We start from the raw sequence: 19,895 nt of genomic DNA, 5'->3' as shown, positions 1-19,895 counted from the left end.
AAGGGATGAAATTTAATAGTTTCATCCCTTTCTATTATATAAAATATATTAGACTTTATCCTAGGTGTTTAGCCATTTCAACAATTTGAGATACTGTTTTTAGTGGATTGGGATTATCTAAGATAAATTGCACATAAAAACCTCTTATGTAGCCATTAGGCAGTTCAGTATACCCTTGAGGTGCAGATTCCGTAAGGGTTAGCTTTTGTATATCTGTTTGTGCCTGATTTATATATAATCTGTATCCAAGCTCTTCGGCTGTAAGTTTACGACACCAGCGTACAGGCATCCAATGCCATGTTTTACTTTGGATTGCTTGTGGGTAGTCATGTATAGCAACCATTCCGTCCCAAGTTTGCCATATAGCAGCCTCTATGAAACCATAAAAATCGCCTGTTAGAACATTAAATGATTCAGTATCTGTACCATCATGATTATGTTTGAGTTCCCAAACTTGAGGTCCATTAAATCGGGCTCCCCCCGGCATTAAATTAAACCCATACTTATTGGTATTATTCGGTCCGAACCAATAAGTCAAGCCCGGTATGGCAACCGGATTGTCTCCTGCTTTAACAGTAAGAATGGCTCTAACATCTTGTTCTGTTGCATTTCCACACATTGCAAAGAGTTGGCGAAAATCAGTTGTTGATGCGGCACTCCATCCGTTGGTTAGAACTTTTTCTTCTCCTTCGTAAATTACACATTTACTTCTATCTTCCAGATACTCGAAACGATCTCTGTCATAATAAGGCCCGCAATACTTGTCTATATCGTCAATACTCACATCTTTGAGAGCTTGTGGATTAAGTCTGTATCTTGTAAGTATAAGTTCTATATCAGCTTTTGTAAAAGGCTGACCTGGATAGTGGTTGATATTACTATTCATCCATAGATATTCTCCAATTTTTACGGCTTTGTAGTCTACTGATTTATTTATGAAATTATCGTAGAAAACAAGGGGAATAGTAGGGCCTTTTTCGGGTGGTGTGGGTTCTGATGGTGTTACTGGCTCTAAGTGGTCATTATCACTGCAAGACATAAAAACGAATAAGATCAGTAAGAGCTTTCCAAATTTCATTATAATATTTTGTTAGTATTAGTATTTATAGACAGTATGTACTAACAAAGATAGGCAATATTTACAGTATTTAAAATATTAGGTTAAATAATGATTATTTTATTACTGAATAATAATTATTGCTTTAAGAAAGGAGCCCTATACTTTAAGGTGCTATCTGTGTGATTATTTATTAGTAATAGTGGAATAATAAATAAGATCGGATGGAATTAGATAATACCATCCGATCTGAATCAATATCAAATACTGATTTTTATTTTTTCTCTTTCAGAAGATCTCTTATTTCAGCCAGTAAAACTTCTTCTTTAGATGGTGCGGCAGGTGCTGCTGGTACTTCTTCTTTTTTATGTTGAAGACTATTCATCCCTTTGATTACAAAGAATATTGCAGTTGATATGATTATAAAGTTGATAACCATTTGTATGAAATTGCCATAATTGAGGCTAACAGCGGGTATTGCTGCTCCTGCTGCATCTACGGAAGCTTCTTTAATGATAAGTTTTAGATCTGTAAAATTTACACCGTTAAGAAGTACTCCGATAGGAGGCATGATAACATCATTCACGAGTGAGGTTACAATTTGACCGAATGCTCCACCGACGATAACCCCGACAGCCATATCGACTACATTACCACGCATCATGAATGCCTTTAACTCTTGTACAATTGCCATGTTTATGTTGTTTTTATTAGTTATATTTTTCTTTTATACATTTAGATTGTATAACGCTAGTCAGTAATTAATTGTTTAGTAATATCTCTATTTTCTTTTCTCCGTTTTCTATATATGTTTTGAAATATGCTTGTTCTTTGCTCATCAGTTTGAGAAGATGGTAGCTTTTTAAATAGTCAGGATGAAATTTTTGAATATTATTACTGAAGAATAGAGAAACTGTTTTTGTACTTATATTTAAAGGATCGAAGTCTGTTTGTATAGAATAGTTTCCATTACGTTTCAGATATTGAATCATAATATCTCTATCGGCAGCAACCAGAAGATAGTTCTTGTAAAAAGTGAGATAAACAGATGAATTGTGATGAAACACATCTTTACCCATTTGTTCAGATGTCATATATATATGCTGATTTCCTAAAACTACATCTTTGGTGCTGAATTTTCTATGTATATAATTTACTTCAAGTTTATTAAGATGATTATATAGATCAAAGCGGTCTTCTCTATGTTTAAGTGCGTAAATGGGTGATGTTTGATTTTCATTTATAATGAAACCATACGACGGAGCATCAAATAGGCAGATAAGCGAACTTGATATGCTTGCTGCATTAGTATCTATCTGATAAGATATTAATGAATCGGGAAATATAGAGTAATCAATAGTTATACTGTCACTATCGCTAATTGCTTCGTTAGGCCAGTTGTTCGAAAAAGTAGTATTGGTAAAACCTTCAAGTTCTATAAAGTTATTCTCTAGATTTATATTGAAAGAGGTGAAAAATGTTTCGTTGTTGAAATATAAGTTTGCCGGATAGCTTGTCTTTATTTTTTTAGCTATTTCCGTAGCAGGTTTACTGCTGAATATATTGTTAGAGGAATCGGTATCTACAAAGTTTTCTAAAAGTAGATAGTTGTATCCTCCAATAAAAAATCCCTGATAAAACATACACGAAAAAAAGCGATTGTTGCTGGTTGGGTAAAAAAGTATTTTTGCGTCTTTGTAGGTTCTTACTTTAGGTGCAAAGGCAGGAAAGAGATCTATACTCAGTAGCGATTTTATTTTAGATTCTTGTTCGCTTGTAATTTTGCTTATTATATAAGTGTCTTCTTTATGTTCGGCAATTAATATTGGATAAGTAAGAGACGTTTCTATTGTTTGTATTATATTTTCTAATTCAGGAAAGAAAGGTGTAAATACTTTAGTGTGTTTTTCTTTGTTGATCTGTAAGATACCTGTAACTTTCGCTGGAATATGCGTATATAAGTCTGTCTCAAATACCCCCTTATCATGACTGAGTTTCTGAAACATAATTATCCCCGTAGTTATTATTGCAACAACCAACAACGATAAAAGACCTATTTTAGCTCCGGATTTTATATGCATATACAAAATAAAGTATCAGACCTATCTGCTGCTAAAATTAAGCAGTCAATAATTATTTTATTGAACTTAATCAGCTAGTTACAAAGATATAGTAATATTTCTTTAAATTTAACACCTATAGATAACAAAAAGACACTAAAAATAGTTTCTCTATTGTATATCTTTGTTGACTTGTGGTGCAAACTCGTTCTTATTACCATAAAAAGTTGCTGCAACATAGCAGAGTGAAGAATATTGTATATATTTAAATGATAAGACTTTATTTTTATAAACTTATCTTATATATAAAAGGCATAGATTAGTATGAATGTTTTGATACGAAAAGAGCTGGTTTCGATCTTATGCTCGGGTATAGGATTGTTTTTTGCACTAATATTCTTAGTTGCAAATGGGGCAATGCTTTGGATCTTCGAGGGGGATTTTAATATAATGGACACTGGTTATGCCACTTTAGAGAAATTCTTTAATTTGTCATCTATTCTTTTTGTCCTGCTTATTCCGGCATTGACTATGCGGCTTATTGCCGAAGAAAAGCGGAATAGAACGTTAGATATACTTCGTTCGCGCCCTGTTGGAATATCTGCTATTATCAGTAGCAAATGGTTAGCCTCATTGTTATTTGTGATGTTGGTTCTTCTTCCGACCATTATATATGTTTATACTTTGTATATTTTAGGTAGTCCTGTCGGGAATTTAGATATGGGAGTTATACTGCTTTCTTATCTGTCTTTAATTGGATTAGCGAGTATCTTTATTGCTGTAGGCATATTGGCGTCATCACTTTCAAAGAATCAGATTATAGCTTTTGTTGTAGCTTTGTTTATCAACTTTGTTATCTATTTTGGATTCGATCTATTAAGCACACTTTTAGAGGGAGGTGCAACAAAAGTGTTCGTCGCTTCCTGCGGCTTGTCATATTATATGACGCAGATACAGCGAGGAGTTGTTAGCCTTAATAATATATGGGTGTTGATAAATTACATGCTTATCATTCATTTGATAACCCTGTATATATTGAGTTTAAGAAATAAAAAGATAAATAAGAAATTAGGGATATATGCTGTAAGTATTTTAGTTCTAAATATTGTGATGTTGTGTGTGCCTAATCCTCGATTTGATTTTACTGCCGATAAAAGATATACAATCAGTGATTATTCGAAAACCTTGGTAGGTTCTCTTGCTGAAAGTAGATCACTACACGTTAGAGTCAATGTATATTTAGATGGCAACCTTAATTTTGGTTTTCAACGTTTGAGGAATGCTACGAATCAATTTCTCGATGATTTAAATAGATATGCAGGTTATAAAATGGATGTTTCATTTATAAATCCTGCTTCATTGGATGTGTCAAGAGAAAGTTTACCCGATTATATGGCACAACGGGCAATGCCGCCTATTATGCTCAATGAGGTTGATCGTGATGGAAAGGTTAGCAAACAGTTGATTTATCCGTATGCCGAAGTTATTGTTGATAGTGATACTTTGCAAGTTTCTTTATTGAAGAATATAAAAGGTAATACGGCAGAAGAAAATCTGACAGCTTCAATCGTAAATCTCGAATTTCAGTTTGTAGATGCTTTGCGTCTTTTGTTGAGAAAAGAATCTCAGGCTATTGCTTTTATAGAAGGGCATGGCGAATTGCCGAGAGCTTATGTATATGATGCCGAGGAAGCTTTAGCCAAATATTTTTTTGTAAACAGAGGTGAAATAGGAACAAATCCTTCTATTCTCGACGATTTTAAGGTTGTTGTTATAGCAGGACCTACTCAAAAGTATTCGGAAACAGAGAAATATATTCTTGATCAGTATTTGATGAAAGGTGGGCGAATTCTTTGGTTAGTAGATGGTGCATATCTATCGTTAGATGATTTGGCTAATAAAGGACAATCGGCAAGTATGAGGAATGAAACAGGTCTTGATGATTTGTTATTTACTTATGGTGTGCGTATTGGCTCTAATTTAGTGCAAGATGTTCAATCTTCCCAGATTTTGGTTCAAAATCATTCGGAGACACAACCTATAAATATTCCTTGGTATTATTCACCCTTGCTCCTTCCATCCTTAGATAATACAATTACAAAAGATATAACCGAAGTAAAAGCTGCCTTTGTGAGTAGTATCGATATATTAAATAAATCGAAGTTGGTTACGAAAGATATTCTATTGACAACATCGCAACATAGTCGTATTGTACCTGTTCCCGAGATGATAACATTTGATGTAGAGCATATTCAGTCTGATGCACACTATTTTAATGAATCGTTTCTATCTGTTGGAGTTGCTCTAAAAGGTATGTTTCAATCGGCTTTCAATAACAGACTTATAACTGATAGTATAGATTTGAGAGGATATAAAACACGTGTAGAGAGTGCTGATACAAAAATGATAGTGGTGGGCTCTTCTGATATTATAAGGAATGAAGTAGTAGGGCAGGGCGATAATACAGAGGTTTTGCCGATGGGATATGATAGAACTTCGGGACGATTATATGGAAATAAAGATTTTATAGTAAATGCGGTCAATTGGCTGGCAAATGATGATGGTTGGATGGAACTTCGAGCGAAGACTCAACAATTGAATCTTTTGGATAAAAAACTCATTTATGAGGGTCGAAATAAGTATGCTGCATTGAATATACTTGTTCCTGTTTGTTTTATAGGATTGATTATTGGCGGGGTAAGTTTGCGTCGTCGTTATAAATATACCCGATAAATTTATGATAAAAAAAGAAAGAGGTTGAAACATATTCGACCTCTTTCTTTTTATATAGATAGTGTATCTTATTTAAACACTAATACACGTTTTTCGAGTGGTGAGAATTCTTTCTCTCCTGGTTCTGTTGCAGGTGTACCAAACGGCATTTGAGAGATTAGCTTCCAGTTTGGATCAATATTCCAAGTTTTGGCAACCTCTGCATCTATCAATGGGTTGTAATGTTGTAGAGAAGCTCCAAATCCTGCGTCTTCTAACATATTCCAAATTGCATATTGGTGCATAGCCGAGGTATGCTCAGACCATTTTGGGAAGTTCTCACTATATGAAGGGAAAGCTTTTTGTAGACCTTCTACTACAGCTTGATCTTCGAAGTATAAAATTGTACCATATCCAGCAGCAAAACAATTATCTATTTTGTCTTCTGTGGCTTTAAAGCTATCTGCTGGCACTACTTTTCTCAATGTTTCTTTTACGATGTTCCACAATTTACGGTGATTGTCACCAAGTAATAGAACTACTCTTGTTGATTGAGAATTAAATGATGATGGTACATGTAGTACTGCATATTCTACAATTTCTTGTATCTCTTTATCCGAAATCGGAGAAGTATTACTTATTGAATAATAAGTTCTGCGATGTTTAATTGTTTCTTTAAAATTACGAGCCATAATTCTTTATTATTTAGTTTATGTGATAACAATTAGCTTTTTATTTTGTTGTGTAAGGTGATGTGTTTTAAGTAATCTAAAGGCTTTTCGGCTGTATTTCTTAAATATAAGAAAATTTATTTGTGCTTATATAATTGTAATAAAAAAAGCTCCTTGAGAAAGGAGCTTTTTTTATTATATATTCAATATATTAATAAACCGTATGGTTTAGATATTTGAAACTTCTTTAGGGTTAGCTCCATATTCGTTTGTTCCTGGAGTTCCTGCTTGTGCCCATAAGTAGATATTATAAAGTGGAATAAGAATAAACCAACCACTTTTACCTATATCGTGCATTCTTCTTATACCTACACCTATTGTTGGTAGTAATAAAGCTAAACTTAAAAGGCTACCTACAATTCGCATTCCTATAATACTGTCAATAATAGTTGCAACAATAGCAATGATTAGATATACAAGGTAGTACATCCAGAATTCTTCTCTTCTTGCTCTGCCGTCAAATTTAATGTACTTGTTTTTTACAACCTCTAGAAACCAATTGAAATTCATAATCTTTTTAGTTTAAATAATTTAGAAATCTAATTACCTAATTGTTCTGTGAAAATATTAGTGTGTCACATGACGAATTATTTTTCAAAATTAGTAAATTTTACCATATATATGTCAAAAATACGCATTTATTTTAAAATAACTAGATTAATCAATTGTTATCTAATGGCTTCCGATTGTGTCAGAAACAACTGTTTAACAAACAGATTATTTTCTTAACCAAACATTAGTTATGTCACCAATTAGTAATTGATGATAGTTCTTAGCCGTTTTGTAAGCTTTATTCAAAAACTCTTTATCTTCAGGCTCTACAACATCAGCAGGATTAATAGTTGTTTGTTGTAGTACTTTACATTCTATTACAAGAAAAGCTTCTTTATAGGTAATGTTTCCTGAGGGAGTATCTACTTTGGTGAGCTTAAGTTCTTTCATTTTGTCAGAATCTCTACCTGTTTTGCTTCCAAGGAAAAGTACCTGTTTATTATATGCTTCATCAAAGAATGAGAATGTATAAGTTCCTTTTTCTTTTATGAGCTCCAATGTATAGCGACTAGCATTTAGTGTACACCACGCAACTTGCTTTTCGTATAATCTGCCCCATCCGCCCCAACTTGCGGTCATAGAGTTATACAGACTATCTGTTCCAGCGGTGATCACCGAATAGTTTACTTCCAATAATTTGAATATATTCTGATCAATATCTTTAGCGTCAATGGACTTGAATAATTCGTCAAAACTTTTTCCCGATACATCTACAGTAGATGTAGCTACTGTTGTACTGTCATTGGTTTGCTTGTCAGTATTTTGTTCTTTTGCTGCGTTATTACATGATGATAATAAGGCAACGCTTACTAATAATAAAAAGATCTTTTTCATATGTTGTTTTAATTTATATTATTTAATTGTATGTTTCTGTATTTTAGAGTAATAACCAAGATATACACTACAAAGTATCAATAAGGTGATAGACCTTATTGAGATTCCAGTTTTTTTATTTGTTCTTCGGCTTCTTCTGTTATTTTTTGTGCATTCTTTTTTGCTTCAGATACTAATTTGTCTGAGGCTTTTTGTGCAGCTAGTTTCGCTAGGGCTCCTTTAGGTTCAGCAGCAGTAACAAGTTGTTGTCCTCTTTTTTGAGATTCTTCTACCAACTTATCAGCAGAGCTTTTTGCTTCATCACGAAGTCTTTGAATTTGTTTGGTTTTCTCTTCTCCTACTTTTGCTGTAGCCTCTTCTTTTTTATTAGCGGTATTTCCTCCTAATAATTTATCTACTGTATCACCCGAAAGTAAATTACCAATTAGGCTTTTAGTATCTACACCAATTTTGGGGTCTGAGAATGTTCCTCCTATAGTGATAGGGATATTGCTAATATATGCATTAGCCATTGATTTAGGCAAGGTTATAGAACCTTTATAGTTGATCGATTGGTCTAAGCCGGTTGTTCCTTCAAGATTGAGTTTTCCTCCATCACCTATTCCCACGGTGAATGGTTTAGTGTTTATTTTACCTTCATTTACCGTAAAAGGAATACTTATATCTTTCGCCGAGAACGACTTGAGAGCATCTGTTTTTAAGCTAGATGATAGTTTGTCTAAAGCTTCGACACCTTCTACTTGAACGTCATTCGCTTGTAAAACACCGCTTGCAGTAAGTCCGCTCAACATTTGGAGTAAGTTATCTCCCATTGATGCGTTCATATTCATGTTCATCGAATAATTCCCCAATACCTTATCGAATACGGGTGCAAATTTCTGAATAGCTTCTACCGATTTAAATGTTTCGGCAAAGGAAGCTTTAGTTATATTGGCATTAAGAGATACTTTTGGATTCTTTGGATCTGCAGCCGTACTGTATGATCCTGTAATTTTAGCTGTTCCACCTAAAGCATTTGCTGTAACATCTTGCATGGTTATAGTACCATCCTTTACTGCAATAGATCCTTTGAGATTGGTAATATTTACTCTCTCATAAACTACTTGCTTCATATCTGCATTAAGTGCAAAATTTAGATTCGTAGGCACTACAAAGTTATCAGATGATTGACTTGTTGCTGATGGTGTTGTTTCCGAACCACTAGCAGGCACAGATGGTGTACTTTCTGTTGTGGCAGTAGTTGAACTGTCACCCATAAAGTCATTTAGGTTGAAATAATTTGATTTCAAATTAAGTTGACCTTTTAAGGTTTGATTCTTCAAGGCATAAGCAATAAAATTTTCAAGACGACCTGTTGCCGAAATATCGTTCTTCCCAATCTTAACATCTAATGACGATAAATTTACATATTGTGGTGTGAATCCTAATTCTGCATTGTTTATAACTACATCTTGCATATCGCCAGACTTATAGATCATATTGTTCAGTTTTAATGATCCACTGGCATTCACATTTTGATATTGCTCTTTTTCTATTGCCGACATACGTGTTGCAATATTAAGATCAGCTGTCAATTTCCCGTTTAGCTCAGTACCTTTATCTAGGGGATAAACATCTTTAATCATTGCTAGGTCTATGATACCTTTCAATTGAGCTTTTAGACTGGCATCGCTCATCGGTGTCTGAATATTCAAGCTTGCCGAGAATGGATTACCTGCCATTGTAAAATTAAATTTACTGATATCGATAATTGTATTATCAAACGAACCTCCCTTATTGCTGATACCCATATCTACATTGATATTATCAACAGACTTAGGTAACGATGGGTATTGAAACATTGCATTGTTAATCAAAAGCTTGAAGTCGAAGGCTGGGTATTGTTCCCCCTGCATCAACCCTTTTACAAATCCGTCAAGAGAAGCAGTACCTGATGTTTTAATATCCTTGAAATCTTCGGTGTACATTGCAGGAAGGATAGACAATATATCCTTGAATTGTGTATCTGGAGCTTTCAGTTTAAGGTCAAAATCTTTACCATCTTCGCCTACCATAGCTACTGATCCATCGATTGAAGCTTTTACTTCATTTAGCTGTATATCGCTTTCAACGAATGTAAACTTAATCTTATCCATGTCAGCGTCAATAGTTGCATTGGCTATTCCTTTGATTTTAGATAGATATGGAATACCATCCATTATAAAAGACACTTCTCCGATATTCGATTTCGTTTTCAGTGTAGTATTATCTGCACTAAAATCACCAGAAACTTCGCCACTCCAATTGGTCAGTATAACTTTCATGTTAGATTGCTGATCTTCGTAAGTCACTTGGCAATTATCGAGCGAGACCTTTTGTAATTTCAGTTTAAAGGATGAAGCATCTTCAACGGTTTCTTCATTTGTAGGCGTAGGAGCAATTTCAGTCGAATCTACTTTTACAATATCCCAGTTGGCACGTCCATCAGTAAGAACTTTGGCAAAAACGGTAGCACCATTCATATTAATTTTCGAAACTTCATAATTACCTTTCAATACCTGCATGATATTTAAAGTAACATCTGCCGATTTCGCTTTTAGTAAAGTGTCACCTTTAAAATCGCCAACTCCGCTGAGAGACATATCTTCGAGAGACAGTGTGATATTGGGGAAATTAGAAAAAATGCTTACTCCAAAATCTTTTACATGGAGTTCTGCGTTCAAATTGCTATTTGCAGCGTCAATTACGGCGTCTTTTATTTTATCTTTAAATAAAAATGGGATTGAAATAATTATAGCTAAGAGGATTACAAAAACTCCACCTCCTATTATGAGTCCTTTTTTTACACCTTTTTTCATTCGTCTTTGTTAGTTTAATGCTTTAAATCTTTTGAAATTTTAGATTTATATTAAAGTATGGGCTTCCTTACTTTAATATTGGCGCTAAAGTTAAATCTTTAGTCTGCCATAATAGTAATGATAACTGTTAATGTATATAAATACTTATGGAAATAATATTTTAAGTTTTGATCGATTATATACGATTGTAAGTTAAATTTGTTTGTGTATTTTTGATAATATTTATTTAATTTATGAAAACAAAACTTATTTTCTTTCTTCTCTTCTTTCTCGGAAGCATTTATTCTCTCGGTCAGAATTATCCTAATATTGTAAATTATAGTTTTAATGGAACTCCGACTTATGGAGTTAAGATTAAAACTAATTTACCATTTTTACATGGCGTCCAAATGCCTTATATGAAAATAGAAGGATATGACGCAGGTAAAAGTAATACATTAAGCCTTAATCTTGTTTGGCATGTATATAATGGTGCTTTCATATATAACTCTATATCTAGCTATGGTGCATCAATACCAGATGTTTGGTTAAGTAATGAAGATGGAAAAGTTGTAATATTCATTAATGAAAGAATATTTTATCAACGATTTACAATAAGTGTTTTTGCTCAAAATGTGGGGGAATCAGCTACATTTTTTAAAGGTTGGACCGTTGTTGATGAATCTTTAGGAGGACTAAACCAAACTAAATTAATATATAAGAACAATTTTGGGGGTAATGTCGGGATTGGAACTGAATATCCTACAACTAAATTAGATGTAAGAGGTGTAATTTCTGCCTCTGAGATTAAAGTTCAGGTTTTGACAGGTGCTGATCATGTTTTCGCGCACGATTATGAACTTAAGCCACTTTCGGAGGTGGAAGCTTTCGTCAAAGAAAACAAGCATTTACCCGAGATTCCATCGGAAAAGCAAATGCAGAAAGATGGACTTAATATGAATGAGTTTCAAATAAAACTATTACAGAAAATAGAAGAGTTAACACTCTATATAATTCAGCTTGAAAAAAGAATTCAACAATTAGAAAAACTATAAAATAATGAAAGTAAAACTTATTTTCTTTCTCCTTTTTATTGGGAGTGTTTATTCTTTCAGTCAAAACTATCCAAATATTGTCAACTATAATTTTAATGGAACTCCTAACTATGGAGTTAAGATTAGAACTAACTTGCCTTTTGTGAATTCTTCGCAGATGCCTGCTGTGAAAATTGAAGGTTATAATTATGCTAGTAATAAGACTTATGTTTCAACAATAAATTTAAGTATATCTTGGTATATATATGATAACGAATTCTATTTACCAACAGCATCTAGCTTTGGTGGAACAGCTCCTGATATATGGTTGAGTAATGAAAATGGAAAAGTTGTTATTTATTTAGATCAGAAAATCTATTTTCAGAGATTTACAGTTAGTGCTTTTGCACAAGGTATGGTAGAAAAATCTGAATATTTTCAAGGTTGGAATGTCATTGATGCTGCATTAAGCGGTACTCAGCAAAAGCAAGTTCCTTATAAAAATGTATTTGCAGGGAATGTCGGGATCGGAATCGAAGATCCTGCTTATAAGTTAGATGTGGATGGAGATGTTAGATTAGGCTCCTATAATGGCTCGGTTCAATCTAATTTGATAATAAAGGGACCTAACAACCCTTATGGAAAAGCAAGTCAAAGGGATATATGTTTTGACTTTGTAGAAGCAGGTAAGTCAATCATTAGAGCCTATAGAGGAGAATCATGGGATAATTATCTTCAATTTTTAACTACTTATACAGATGCTGCACCAATTGTAAGGATGCATATTTCGGGAAATGGCGATATTGGCATTGGCACCGAGAATCCAACAGTAAAACTAGATGTAAGAGGTACTATTTCAGCAGAAGAAGTAAAAGTACAGGTTTTAACAGGAGCTGATCATGTATTTAATTCCAACTATGTTCTAAAGCCTTTATCGGAATTAGAAGCTTTTGTCAAAGAAAATAAACATTTACCTGAAATCCCATCTGAAAAACAAATGCAAGAAGAGGGACTTAATATGAATGAATTTCAAATAAAACTATTACAGAAAATAGAAGAATTGACCTTATATACAATTCAGCAAGAAAAACGATTGAACGAACAACAATCTTTAATAGAAGAACAAAATGAAAGATTAGAATACTTGGAACAAAGATGAAAAATGATTAATAAAAAGAGAGATCAAGTGATCTCTCTTTTTAATTATGCTTTGGTTTTCATTTCCTCTAGCTCCATGGTGACAAGTTCCCATGTACTCATCTCATTTTCTATGTCTTTCGTCATCTTACCATGTTTCTCAAATAGTGCAGGATCGCTTGATCCCTCGGGAGTGGCAAGAGTTTCTTCTAAAGAAGCTTTCTCTAGTTCCATTCGTTCTATTTTTTGCTCGATGTCCGATATTTGTCTTTCAAGACGCTTGATAAGTCGATTCAACTCCTTGCGTTCTTCATAAGAAAGCTTATTTTCTGATGGGGTAGGAGTTGTCGTTGCCGTGGTTGCCTCAACAGTTTTGGCAGCAGATGCTTCAACCTTAGCAGCCGAAACAGCTTCGAGTTCTTGTAGAGTATCCATTTTTTTCTTTTGAAGAAATTCGTAAATGCCGTACAAATGTTCTTTTACTTGCTGATTTCCAAACTCGTATACTTTGTCTACAAGCCCATCTAAAAATTCACGGTCATGCGATACAACTATAACTGTACCGTCAAATTCCTTGATAGCATCTTTCAGGACATCTTTAGAGCGCATGTCTAAGTGATTGGTTGGCTCATCGAGAATCAGAAGATTCACAGGCTCTAACAATAGACGGATCATTGCCAAGCGGCTTCGTTCTCCTCCTGAAAGTACTTTTACTTTTTTGTCAGATGCTTCTCCTCCAAACATGAAAGCTCCAAGTATATCTCGAATTTTGGTACGTATGTCGCCTGTTGCTACATAATCAATAGTCTCGAATACTGTACGACTTTCGTCAAGTAATGAAGCCTGATTTTGTGCGAAATATCCTATTTTTACATTATGTCCTAATTCTAATTTCCCTTTGAAATCGGTCTCACCCATGATACACTTTACCAAGGTCGATTTACCTTCTCCGTTCTTACCAACAAAGGCTACTTTATCGCCTCTGTTGATTGTGAAAGTGGCATCTTTAAATATCAGATGATCACCATAGCTTTTTTCTAAGCCGTCGGCAATAACAGGATACGAACCCGATCGGGGTGCGGGAGGAAATTTTAAGCGAAGACTCGAATTATCTTCTTCATCTACTTCTAAGCGATCTATTTTATCTAATTGCTTGATTCTAGATTGTACCTGTACAGCTTTGGTTGCTTTATATCGGAATCTTTCTATAAAGTCTTCTGTTTCTTGTATTTGTTTTTGTTGATTTTCGTAGGCTCTGATTTGTTGTTCGCGGCGTTCTTTTCTTAACTCTACATATTTAGTGTAGTGAACTTTATAATCGTGAATTTTCCCTAACGAAATTTCGATGGTACGTGTAGTCACTGCATCCAAAAAAGCCCTGTCATGAGAAACTAAGATAACCGCATTGGCATGTGTTGATAGAAAATTCTCCAACCACTGTATAGATTCTATATCAAGGTGATTGGTCGGCTCATCAAGTAACAATACATCAGGACGGCGAAGCAATAGCTTAGTTAACTCGATACGCATACGCCAGCCTCCGCTAAATTCGTTGGTTGGGCGTTCGAAATCTGTACGTTTAAAACCTAATCCGATTAGAGTCTTTTCTACTTCTGCAAGAAAGTTTCCACCTCCCGACATTAAGAATTGCTCATTAAGATACGAAGATCTATCTATCAGATTATGGTATTCTTTAGATTCATAATCGGTACGTGTGGCAAGTTGTTCATTGACTTGTTCTAGTTCAACCTCTAAATGTTGGATATGGTCGAAAGCCAAAGATGCTTCTTCAAGAACTGTGTTTCCATCATTTAGTTGCATATGTTGTGGCAAATAACCGATAGTAAGTTCTTTGGGATAAGAAACATTTCCTTGTGTAGGCTGTTGTAATCCTGCAAATATTTTAAGCATAGTCGATTTGCCGGCTCCATTTTTGCCGACAAGTGCTATTCTGTCTTTTTTGTTTACGACAAACGATATATTATCGAAAAGAGGACGACCTCCAAATTCTACTGTTAGTCCTTCTATTGAAATCACTTTTTCTAAATTTTATTTGCAAAAGTACAAATTTTAAGGTCGCCGACCTATTTGTTGATTTTTTTCTGGGAAATCATCTATTTATTTGAGATTCTTTTTGCAATTTGTTCTATGTGTGTATTATCTGTACCGCAACAACCTCCAACAATATTGAGGTTAATGAAATCATTCAATTTGAGAATTTCATTAGTGAGTTCAATACTATCAGAGCATTTCAAGTCAGCGGAATTATCTAATTCTTCGGGAGAAAGAGAGGATGTGTTTGCCTGTATTCCTCCGAAGCGCTCTTTTACCAGTGGAGTTTGATTATATTCTTTTTCTAGTGCCGAATATAAAATTCTTGGATGTACACAGTTAGCCATGTAGCAAACAGGCTTTTGTTTTGTTGCCTTATCTATTGCCTCAATTGCATTGTGAATGGATGTGCCATCTAATAGACATCCATCTTCTCGGATCATAAAGCTGATAATATATGGTAGATGTGTTTCTTCTAAAGCATTTGCCATTCCGATGGCTTCGGATAATGCAGGCATAATGGCTGCAAATAAAAAATCGACATCTGATTCTTTAAATAAATTTGCTTGCCATGAATGAAATCCTTTAGCTTCTTCAATAGAGAGAGAGTCTTTAGTTTGGTAGGCATCTCCTTTGCATCCCATAAGTCCCCCTATAAACATGGTCGTTTGGCTACTTTCTTCAATCGATTTTAAGAAGGAAACATTTTCTGAAATAATATCTTCTGTATATTTCGACCGAGTGATGCGTTCTTTATTAGCTCGTCGGGTAGGGGTGGTAGCAATAAAAGGAAGGTTATGTTCTTCGGCAATAGCTATGTATTGGTCCCATAGGTGCGTTAGGGCTTGACGACCTTCGCTGGTGTAAACGAGGTTTGCCATTGCTACATCAGCATCAAAGGATAAATTGTATTCTCGTTTTAGCCGTTCTCCCAATGCGCCTTCCATCAAAAGGGGAGATTTGTTTGTGTAGCATGTTAAGAAATTCATATGGCTGAAAAGTATTTATTATTATTTCTACATTTGTAGAGGTCGATAAATGAATAATAGAGTTTATTGCTTAATTTTATCTGGAAAATAGATCGTAATCGTATTATTGACTAGCTAAACAATAAAAAGGTTTTAGACCTAATAATTATTTCTTTATGAAAAAGATTCTGGTAATTGTTTTTATCTCAAGCTTACTTCTAAGCTGCAAATCATCCTCTAAATCTTGTGGTTGTCCTTATGGAAGCATACATACACCATCAAGCGAATATCTGGCTCAGAAATAATAATTCTGAGTGTTTTAATGTGCTGATGTTTTAGACCAAACATTTATAATAACTACTCCTGCTACAATAAGTACCAATCCGATAATAGCCGGAAGGTCGGGTACTTGTTTAAAAGCGAAAATACCTATTATGGTTATAAAGACAATGCCAATTGCCGACCAAAGTGCATATGCTATTCCTACAGGTAAAGTTCTGAGGGTTAAACTCAGAAAATAAAATGCAGCAATATAACATACTACGGTGACAACGCTAGGGATGAGCTTGGTAAACTGCTCGGACATTTTTAGCGAAGATGTTGCTACTATCTCAAATGCAATAGCCATTAATAAGAATACGTAATGCTTCATTGTGATTAACTTTAGACTACAAAAATACTCGAAAAAGACGGCTTTGAGAAAATAAAGATTCTATTTTAATGTTTTTTCTCTTGTAGTTAGTTTGTTAGATTTCTTCCGTTTTCCGCAAAATTGATAGATAATAACCGTTTTGTGTTTTTAATTATTATTACCTTTGATTTTTGAAAGTTTTTAGGGTGATTTTATAACATATATTATATATACATTTTGTTCTATGAAAACGTACACAAATGTCAAAGATTTAGGGGATTTAAATGCTGCTATTCAGGAAGCATTAGAAGTTAAAAAAAACAGATTTGGATATAAACATCTGGGTGAAAATAAAACCCTTTTGATGGTGTTTTTCAACTCTAGCTTGCGTACACGTTTGAGTACACAAAAGGCTGGAATGAATCTTGGAATGAATACAATGGTATTGGATATCAATCAAGGTGCATGGAAGTTGGAGACTGAAAGAGGTGTTATAATGGATGGAGATAAAACCGAACATCTCTTGGAAGCAATTCCTGTGATGGGTTGTTATTGCGATATTATAGGAGTACGTGCTTTTGCTCAATTTGAGAATAAGCAAGACGATTATGAAGAAAAGATTCTAAATCAGTTTATTAAATATTCGGGACGTCCCGTTTTCAGTATGGAAGCAGCTACAGGGCATCCTTTGCAAGCTTTTGCTGATTTGATAACTATTGAAGAGTATAAAAAGACCGGATGCCCTAAAGTTGTATTGACTTGGGCACCTCACCCAAAAGCATTGCCACAGGCTGTACCCAACTCTTTTGCTGATTTTATGAATGAGGCTGATGTTGATTTTGTAATTACTCATCCCGAAGGATACGAACTAGATCCTAAATTTGTGCGTGGTGCAAAAGTAGAGTATAATCAGGATAAAGCTTTGGAAGGAGCCGATTTTGTTTATGCTAAAAACTGGGCAGCTTATACAGATCCTAACTATGGACAGATATTAAGTAAAGACAGAGCATGGACAGTATCTACCGAAAAAATGGCTTTGACTAATAATGCTTATTTTATGCATTGTTTACCTGTACGTCGTAATATGATTGTTACGGATGATGTTATCGAAAGTCCACAATCGATAGTCGTTCAAGAGGCTGCCAATCGTGAAATTTCAGCCCAGACCGTTATTAAACGTATGTTAGAAAGTTTATAAAGACTGTTTTAAGAATAAATATTAAATATAATAAAGATGAATAGATTGTATTATTATTTACCGGTAGCCATTCTGGCAGCAGCAACTACGGTTGGCTGTAAACAGAAAGCTAACGCAGAGGAGGAGGTGCTTATGGTAGAAAGTTTAAAGATTGAGAATTTAGATACTACAGCTAATCCTGGTAGCAATTTCTATCGTTTCGCAACAGGTGGATGGTCGGATGCCAATCCTATACCAGACGAATATTCTCGTTACGGTTCATTTGATCAGTTGAGAGAAAATAATCAGAAGCAAATAAAAGATCTGATTATTGAATTGGGTAAAACTGAAAATAAGCAAGGATCTACCGCTCAAAAGATCGGAGATTTGTATAAACTGGGTATGGATAGTGTGAAGCTGAACTCCGATGGTGCAGCTCCTATTTTGGAACAATTAGCTACTATTAATGCTGCTTCTACTGTAGAAGATATAATTTCTCTATCAGGAAAAATCAGACACTATACATCAGCTCCATTCTTTGGTTTCTATGTAGGAGCCGATGATATGAATAGCTCGATGAATATAGCTCATATCTACCAAAGTGGTTTGGGATTGGGCGAACGTGAGTATTATTTGGCTACTGATGCAACATCAAAATCTTTGCGTGAAGGATATATTAAATTGATGGAAACTCAATTTAAGCATGCAGGATATACTGAGGCTGATGCAAAGGCAGCGGCTATAGCTGTAATGAAAATAGAAACAGCATTGGCTAAATCGCATTTCGAGAAAGAAAAAACACGTATCCCTGAACTTAACTATCATAAAATGCAGGTTAGTAGCCTAAATGATTCGATAGCTAAATTTAAATGGGACGAGTTTTTTGCAGCTGTAGGTGCAAAAGATTTGAAGGAACTGAATGTTTCTCAAAAAGAGCCTATTATTGCAGCCGTAAAACTAATTCAATCTACACCGGTAAAAGATTCTAAAGCATATCTTTCTTGGTGTTTAATTAATGCTGCTTCTAAATACTTAGGTGACGAGTTTGTGAATGCAAACTTTGAATTCTATGGTAAGGAAATGAGCGGTAGTAAAGTAATACAACCTCGTTGGAAAAGAACTGTAAATACAATTAATGATGCTCTAGGTGAGGAAGTCGGACAATTGTATGTTGAAAAATATTTCCCTCCAAAGGCTAAAGAGCGTATGCTTGACCTTGTGAAAAACCTTAAAGAATCGTTGAGCGAACGTATCAACAATTTGGAGTGGATGAGCAAAGAAACTAAAGCTAAGGCTCAAGAAAAATTAGGAACGTTTATCGTAAAGATTGGTTATCCTGACAAATGGAGAGATGTTTCGGCTTTAGATATTAAAGATGATAACTATTGGGCAAATATTGTTCGTGCATCTAATTTCGAGTTCGATTTTATGTTAAATAAGTTGGGTAAACCTGTTGACCGTTCAGAATGGTTAATGTCTCCTCAAACAGTTAATGCTTATTATAATCCAACTACAAACGAGATTTGTTTCCCTGCTGGTATTTTGCAACCTCCATTCTTCTATATGGATGCTGACGATGCTGTTAACTATGGTGCGATTGGTGTGGTTATTGGTCACGAAATGACTCATGGTTTTGATGATCAAGGTCGTAAGTATGACAAAAACGGTAACATGACCGACTGGTGGACAGCCGATGATGCTAAGAAATTTGAGGAGAGAGCTAAAGTATTGGCTGACCACTTCAGTAATATTGTAGTGCTGGATGATTTACATGCTAATGGTCAATTTACTTTAGGTGAAAATATTGCCGATCAAGGAGGTTTGCAAGTTTCTTACTATGCCTTTATGAAGACTAAGCAAGGACAATCGAGCGAAAAGATTGATGGATTTACTCCTCAACAACGTTTCTTCCTAGCTTACGCTAATCTGTGGGCTGGTAATATCAGAGACGCCGAAATCAGACGCTTAACAAAAATAGATCCACATGCTTTAGGTAAATGGCGTGTAGATGGTGCTTTACCTCATGTAGAGGCTTGGTATAAAGCATTCAATATAACAGAGAAAGATTCTCTTTATTTACCTATTGAAAAACGTTCTTCTATTTGGTAAGAAACAAAGACTTTATTAATAGATA

General features: G+C 34.6%; 16 protein-coding genes. 6 read left to right on the top strand and 10 right to left on the bottom strand.

Going from position 1 to position 19,895, the window contains the following annotated elements; genetic code table 11:
• Positions 1 to 55 precede the first annotated feature (55 nt).
• The 3 genes from IR022_RS12745 to IR022_RS12735 form a co-directional block, all read right to left on the bottom strand.
• Entirely contained in the window at positions 56 to 1,078 is a 1,023-nt protein-coding gene (locus tag IR022_RS12745; RefSeq protein ID WP_194203992.1) for a hypothetical protein, read from the bottom strand.
• A 253-nt stretch (positions 1,079 to 1,331) separates the two neighbouring features.
• On the bottom strand, positions 1,332 to 1,751 hold the full coding sequence (mscL, locus tag IR022_RS12740; protein WP_050709812.1) for a large-conductance mechanosensitive channel protein MscL: 420 nt from the start codon (positions 1,749 to 1,751) through the stop codon (positions 1,332 to 1,334).
• A 67-nt stretch (positions 1,752 to 1,818) separates the two neighbouring features.
• The gene (locus tag IR022_RS12735) at positions 1,819 to 3,138 is read right to left on the bottom strand and encodes a hypothetical protein (protein WP_194203991.1); all 1,320 of its coding nucleotides are present in this window, start codon (positions 3,136 to 3,138) and stop codon (positions 1,819 to 1,821) included.
• A 303-nt stretch (positions 3,139 to 3,441) separates the two neighbouring features.
• On the opposite strand from IR022_RS12735, the gene gldG reads away from it, so the two are divergent.
• The gene (gene gldG / locus IR022_RS12730) at positions 3,442 to 5,850 is read left to right on the top strand and encodes a gliding motility-associated ABC transporter substrate-binding protein GldG (protein WP_194203990.1); all 2,409 of its coding nucleotides are present in this window, start codon (positions 3,442 to 3,444) and stop codon (positions 5,848 to 5,850) included.
• A gap of 68 nt (positions 5,851 to 5,918) precedes the next feature.
• Here gldG and IR022_RS12725 read toward each other — a convergent pair whose 3' ends face one another.
• From IR022_RS12725 to IR022_RS12710, 4 genes are all read right to left on the bottom strand, one after another.
• A complete protein-coding gene (locus IR022_RS12725) occupies positions 5,919 to 6,521 on the bottom strand; it encodes a nitroreductase family protein (protein ID WP_050709809.1) in 603 nt (200 codons plus the stop codon).
• 207 nt (positions 6,522 to 6,728) lie between these two features.
• The gene (locus IR022_RS12720) at positions 6,729 to 7,070 is read right to left on the bottom strand and encodes a DUF805 domain-containing protein (protein ID WP_194203989.1); all 342 of its coding nucleotides are present in this window, start codon (positions 7,068 to 7,070) and stop codon (positions 6,729 to 6,731) included.
• Positions 7,071 to 7,277: 207 nt separating this feature from the next.
• Entirely contained in the window at positions 7,278 to 7,946 is a 669-nt protein-coding gene (locus tag IR022_RS12715) for a flavin reductase family protein (protein WP_050709807.1), read from the bottom strand.
• Positions 7,947 to 8,041: 95 nt separating this feature from the next.
• Positions 8,042 to 10,783, bottom strand: coding sequence for an AsmA family protein (locus tag IR022_RS12710; protein ID WP_194203988.1), 2,742 nt, complete (start codon positions 10,781 to 10,783; stop codon positions 8,042 to 8,044).
• A 233-nt stretch (positions 10,784 to 11,016) separates the two neighbouring features.
• Here IR022_RS12710 and IR022_RS12705 point away from each other — a divergent pair, with 233 nt between their 5' ends.
• Together IR022_RS12705 and IR022_RS12700 are read left to right on the top strand one after the other, a co-directional pair.
• On the top strand, positions 11,017 to 11,817 hold the full coding sequence (locus IR022_RS12705; protein ID WP_194203987.1) for a hypothetical protein: 801 nt from the start codon (positions 11,017 to 11,019) through the stop codon (positions 11,815 to 11,817).
• A gap of 4 nt (positions 11,818 to 11,821) precedes the next feature.
• Positions 11,822 to 12,955 carry a hypothetical protein gene (locus tag IR022_RS12700; RefSeq protein WP_194203986.1) on the top strand — a complete coding sequence of 378 codons (1,134 nt, stop codon included), beginning with the start codon at positions 11,822 to 11,824 and terminating at the stop codon, positions 12,953 to 12,955.
• Positions 12,956 to 12,999: 44 nt separating this feature from the next.
• Here IR022_RS12700 and IR022_RS12695 read toward each other — a convergent pair whose 3' ends face one another.
• Both IR022_RS12695 and IR022_RS12690 read right to left on the bottom strand, forming a co-directional pair.
• Positions 13,000 to 14,970, bottom strand: coding sequence for an ABC-F family ATP-binding cassette domain-containing protein (locus IR022_RS12695; protein ID WP_194203985.1), 1,971 nt, complete (start codon positions 14,968 to 14,970; stop codon positions 13,000 to 13,002).
• Positions 14,971 to 15,047: 77 nt separating this feature from the next.
• Positions 15,048 to 15,974 (bottom strand): homocysteine S-methyltransferase family protein, encoded by a 927-nt coding sequence (locus IR022_RS12690; protein WP_194203984.1) that lies wholly within the window; start codon positions 15,972 to 15,974, stop codon positions 15,048 to 15,050.
• Between the two features lie 155 nt (positions 15,975 to 16,129).
• Here IR022_RS12690 and IR022_RS20190 point away from each other — a divergent pair, with 155 nt between their 5' ends.
• A complete protein-coding gene (locus IR022_RS20190) occupies positions 16,130 to 16,258 on the top strand; it encodes a hypothetical protein (RefSeq protein WP_262892250.1) in 129 nt (42 codons plus the stop codon).
• Between the two features lie 14 nt (positions 16,259 to 16,272).
• Here IR022_RS20190 and IR022_RS12685 read toward each other — a convergent pair whose 3' ends face one another.
• Positions 16,273 to 16,605 carry a DMT family transporter gene (locus tag IR022_RS12685; RefSeq protein WP_050709803.1) on the bottom strand — a complete coding sequence of 111 codons (333 nt, stop codon included), beginning with the start codon at positions 16,603 to 16,605 and terminating at the stop codon, positions 16,273 to 16,275.
• Between the two features lie 223 nt (positions 16,606 to 16,828).
• Here IR022_RS12685 and IR022_RS12680 point away from each other — a divergent pair, with 223 nt between their 5' ends.
• Both IR022_RS12680 and IR022_RS12675 read left to right on the top strand, forming a co-directional pair.
• Positions 16,829 to 17,782 carry an N-acetylornithine carbamoyltransferase gene (locus IR022_RS12680; RefSeq protein ID WP_194203983.1) on the top strand — a complete coding sequence of 318 codons (954 nt, stop codon included), beginning with the start codon at positions 16,829 to 16,831 and terminating at the stop codon, positions 17,780 to 17,782.
• Between the two features lie 36 nt (positions 17,783 to 17,818).
• On the top strand, positions 17,819 to 19,870 hold the full coding sequence (locus IR022_RS12675; protein WP_194203982.1) for a M13 family metallopeptidase: 2,052 nt from the start codon (positions 17,819 to 17,821) through the stop codon (positions 19,868 to 19,870).
• The last annotated feature ends 25 nt before the right edge of the window (positions 19,871 to 19,895 follow it).

The sequence above is a fragment of the Dysgonomonas sp. GY617 genome (genome assembly GCF_015233815.1).
Taxonomy (GTDB): Bacteria; Bacteroidota; Bacteroidia; order Bacteroidales; family Dysgonomonadaceae; genus Dysgonomonas_A.
The sequence above is the reverse complement of the archived record's forward strand: the minus strand, read 5'-3'. Positions and strand labels throughout refer to the sequence as shown.

What these genes read in the sequence shown, in the direction of transcription:
- IR022_RS12745 (WP_194203992.1), bottom strand. Translation starts at nt 1,078, where the DNA reads ATGAAATTTGGAAAGCTCTTACTGATCTTATTCGTTTTTATGTCTTGC.
- mscL (WP_050709812.1), bottom strand. Translation starts at nt 1,751, where the DNA reads ATGGCAATTGTACAAGAGTTAAAGGCATTCATGATGCGTGGTAATGTA.
- IR022_RS12735 (WP_194203991.1), bottom strand. Translation starts at nt 3,138, where the DNA reads ATGCATATAAAATCCGGAGCTAAAATAGGTCTTTTATCGTTGTTGGTT.
- gldG (WP_194203990.1), top strand. Translation starts at nt 3,442, where the DNA reads ATGAATGTTTTGATACGAAAAGAGCTGGTTTCGATCTTATGCTCGGGT.
- IR022_RS12725 (WP_050709809.1), bottom strand. Translation starts at nt 6,521, where the DNA reads ATGGCTCGTAATTTTAAAGAAACAATTAAACATCGCAGAACTTATTAT.
- IR022_RS12720 (WP_194203989.1), bottom strand. Translation starts at nt 7,070, where the DNA reads ATGAATTTCAATTGGTTTCTAGAGGTTGTAAAAAACAAGTACATTAAA.
- IR022_RS12715 (WP_050709807.1), bottom strand. Translation starts at nt 7,946, where the DNA reads ATGAAAAAGATCTTTTTATTATTAGTAAGCGTTGCCTTATTATCATCA.
- IR022_RS12710 (WP_194203988.1), bottom strand. Translation starts at nt 10,783, where the DNA reads ATGAAAAAAGGTGTAAAAAAAGGACTCATAATAGGAGGTGGAGTTTTT.
- IR022_RS12705 (WP_194203987.1), top strand. Translation starts at nt 11,017, where the DNA reads ATGAAAACAAAACTTATTTTCTTTCTTCTCTTCTTTCTCGGAAGCATT.
- IR022_RS12700 (WP_194203986.1), top strand. Translation starts at nt 11,822, where the DNA reads ATGAAAGTAAAACTTATTTTCTTTCTCCTTTTTATTGGGAGTGTTTAT.
- IR022_RS12690 (WP_194203984.1), bottom strand. Translation starts at nt 15,974, where the DNA reads ATGAATTTCTTAACATGCTACACAAACAAATCTCCCCTTTTGATGGAA.
- IR022_RS20190 (WP_262892250.1), top strand. Translation starts at nt 16,130, where the DNA reads ATGAAAAAGATTCTGGTAATTGTTTTTATCTCAAGCTTACTTCTAAGC.
- IR022_RS12685 (WP_050709803.1), bottom strand. Translation starts at nt 16,605, where the DNA reads ATGAAGCATTACGTATTCTTATTAATGGCTATTGCATTTGAGATAGTA.
- IR022_RS12680 (WP_194203983.1), top strand. Translation starts at nt 16,829, where the DNA reads ATGAAAACGTACACAAATGTCAAAGATTTAGGGGATTTAAATGCTGCT.
- IR022_RS12675 (WP_194203982.1), top strand. Translation starts at nt 17,819, where the DNA reads ATGAATAGATTGTATTATTATTTACCGGTAGCCATTCTGGCAGCAGCA.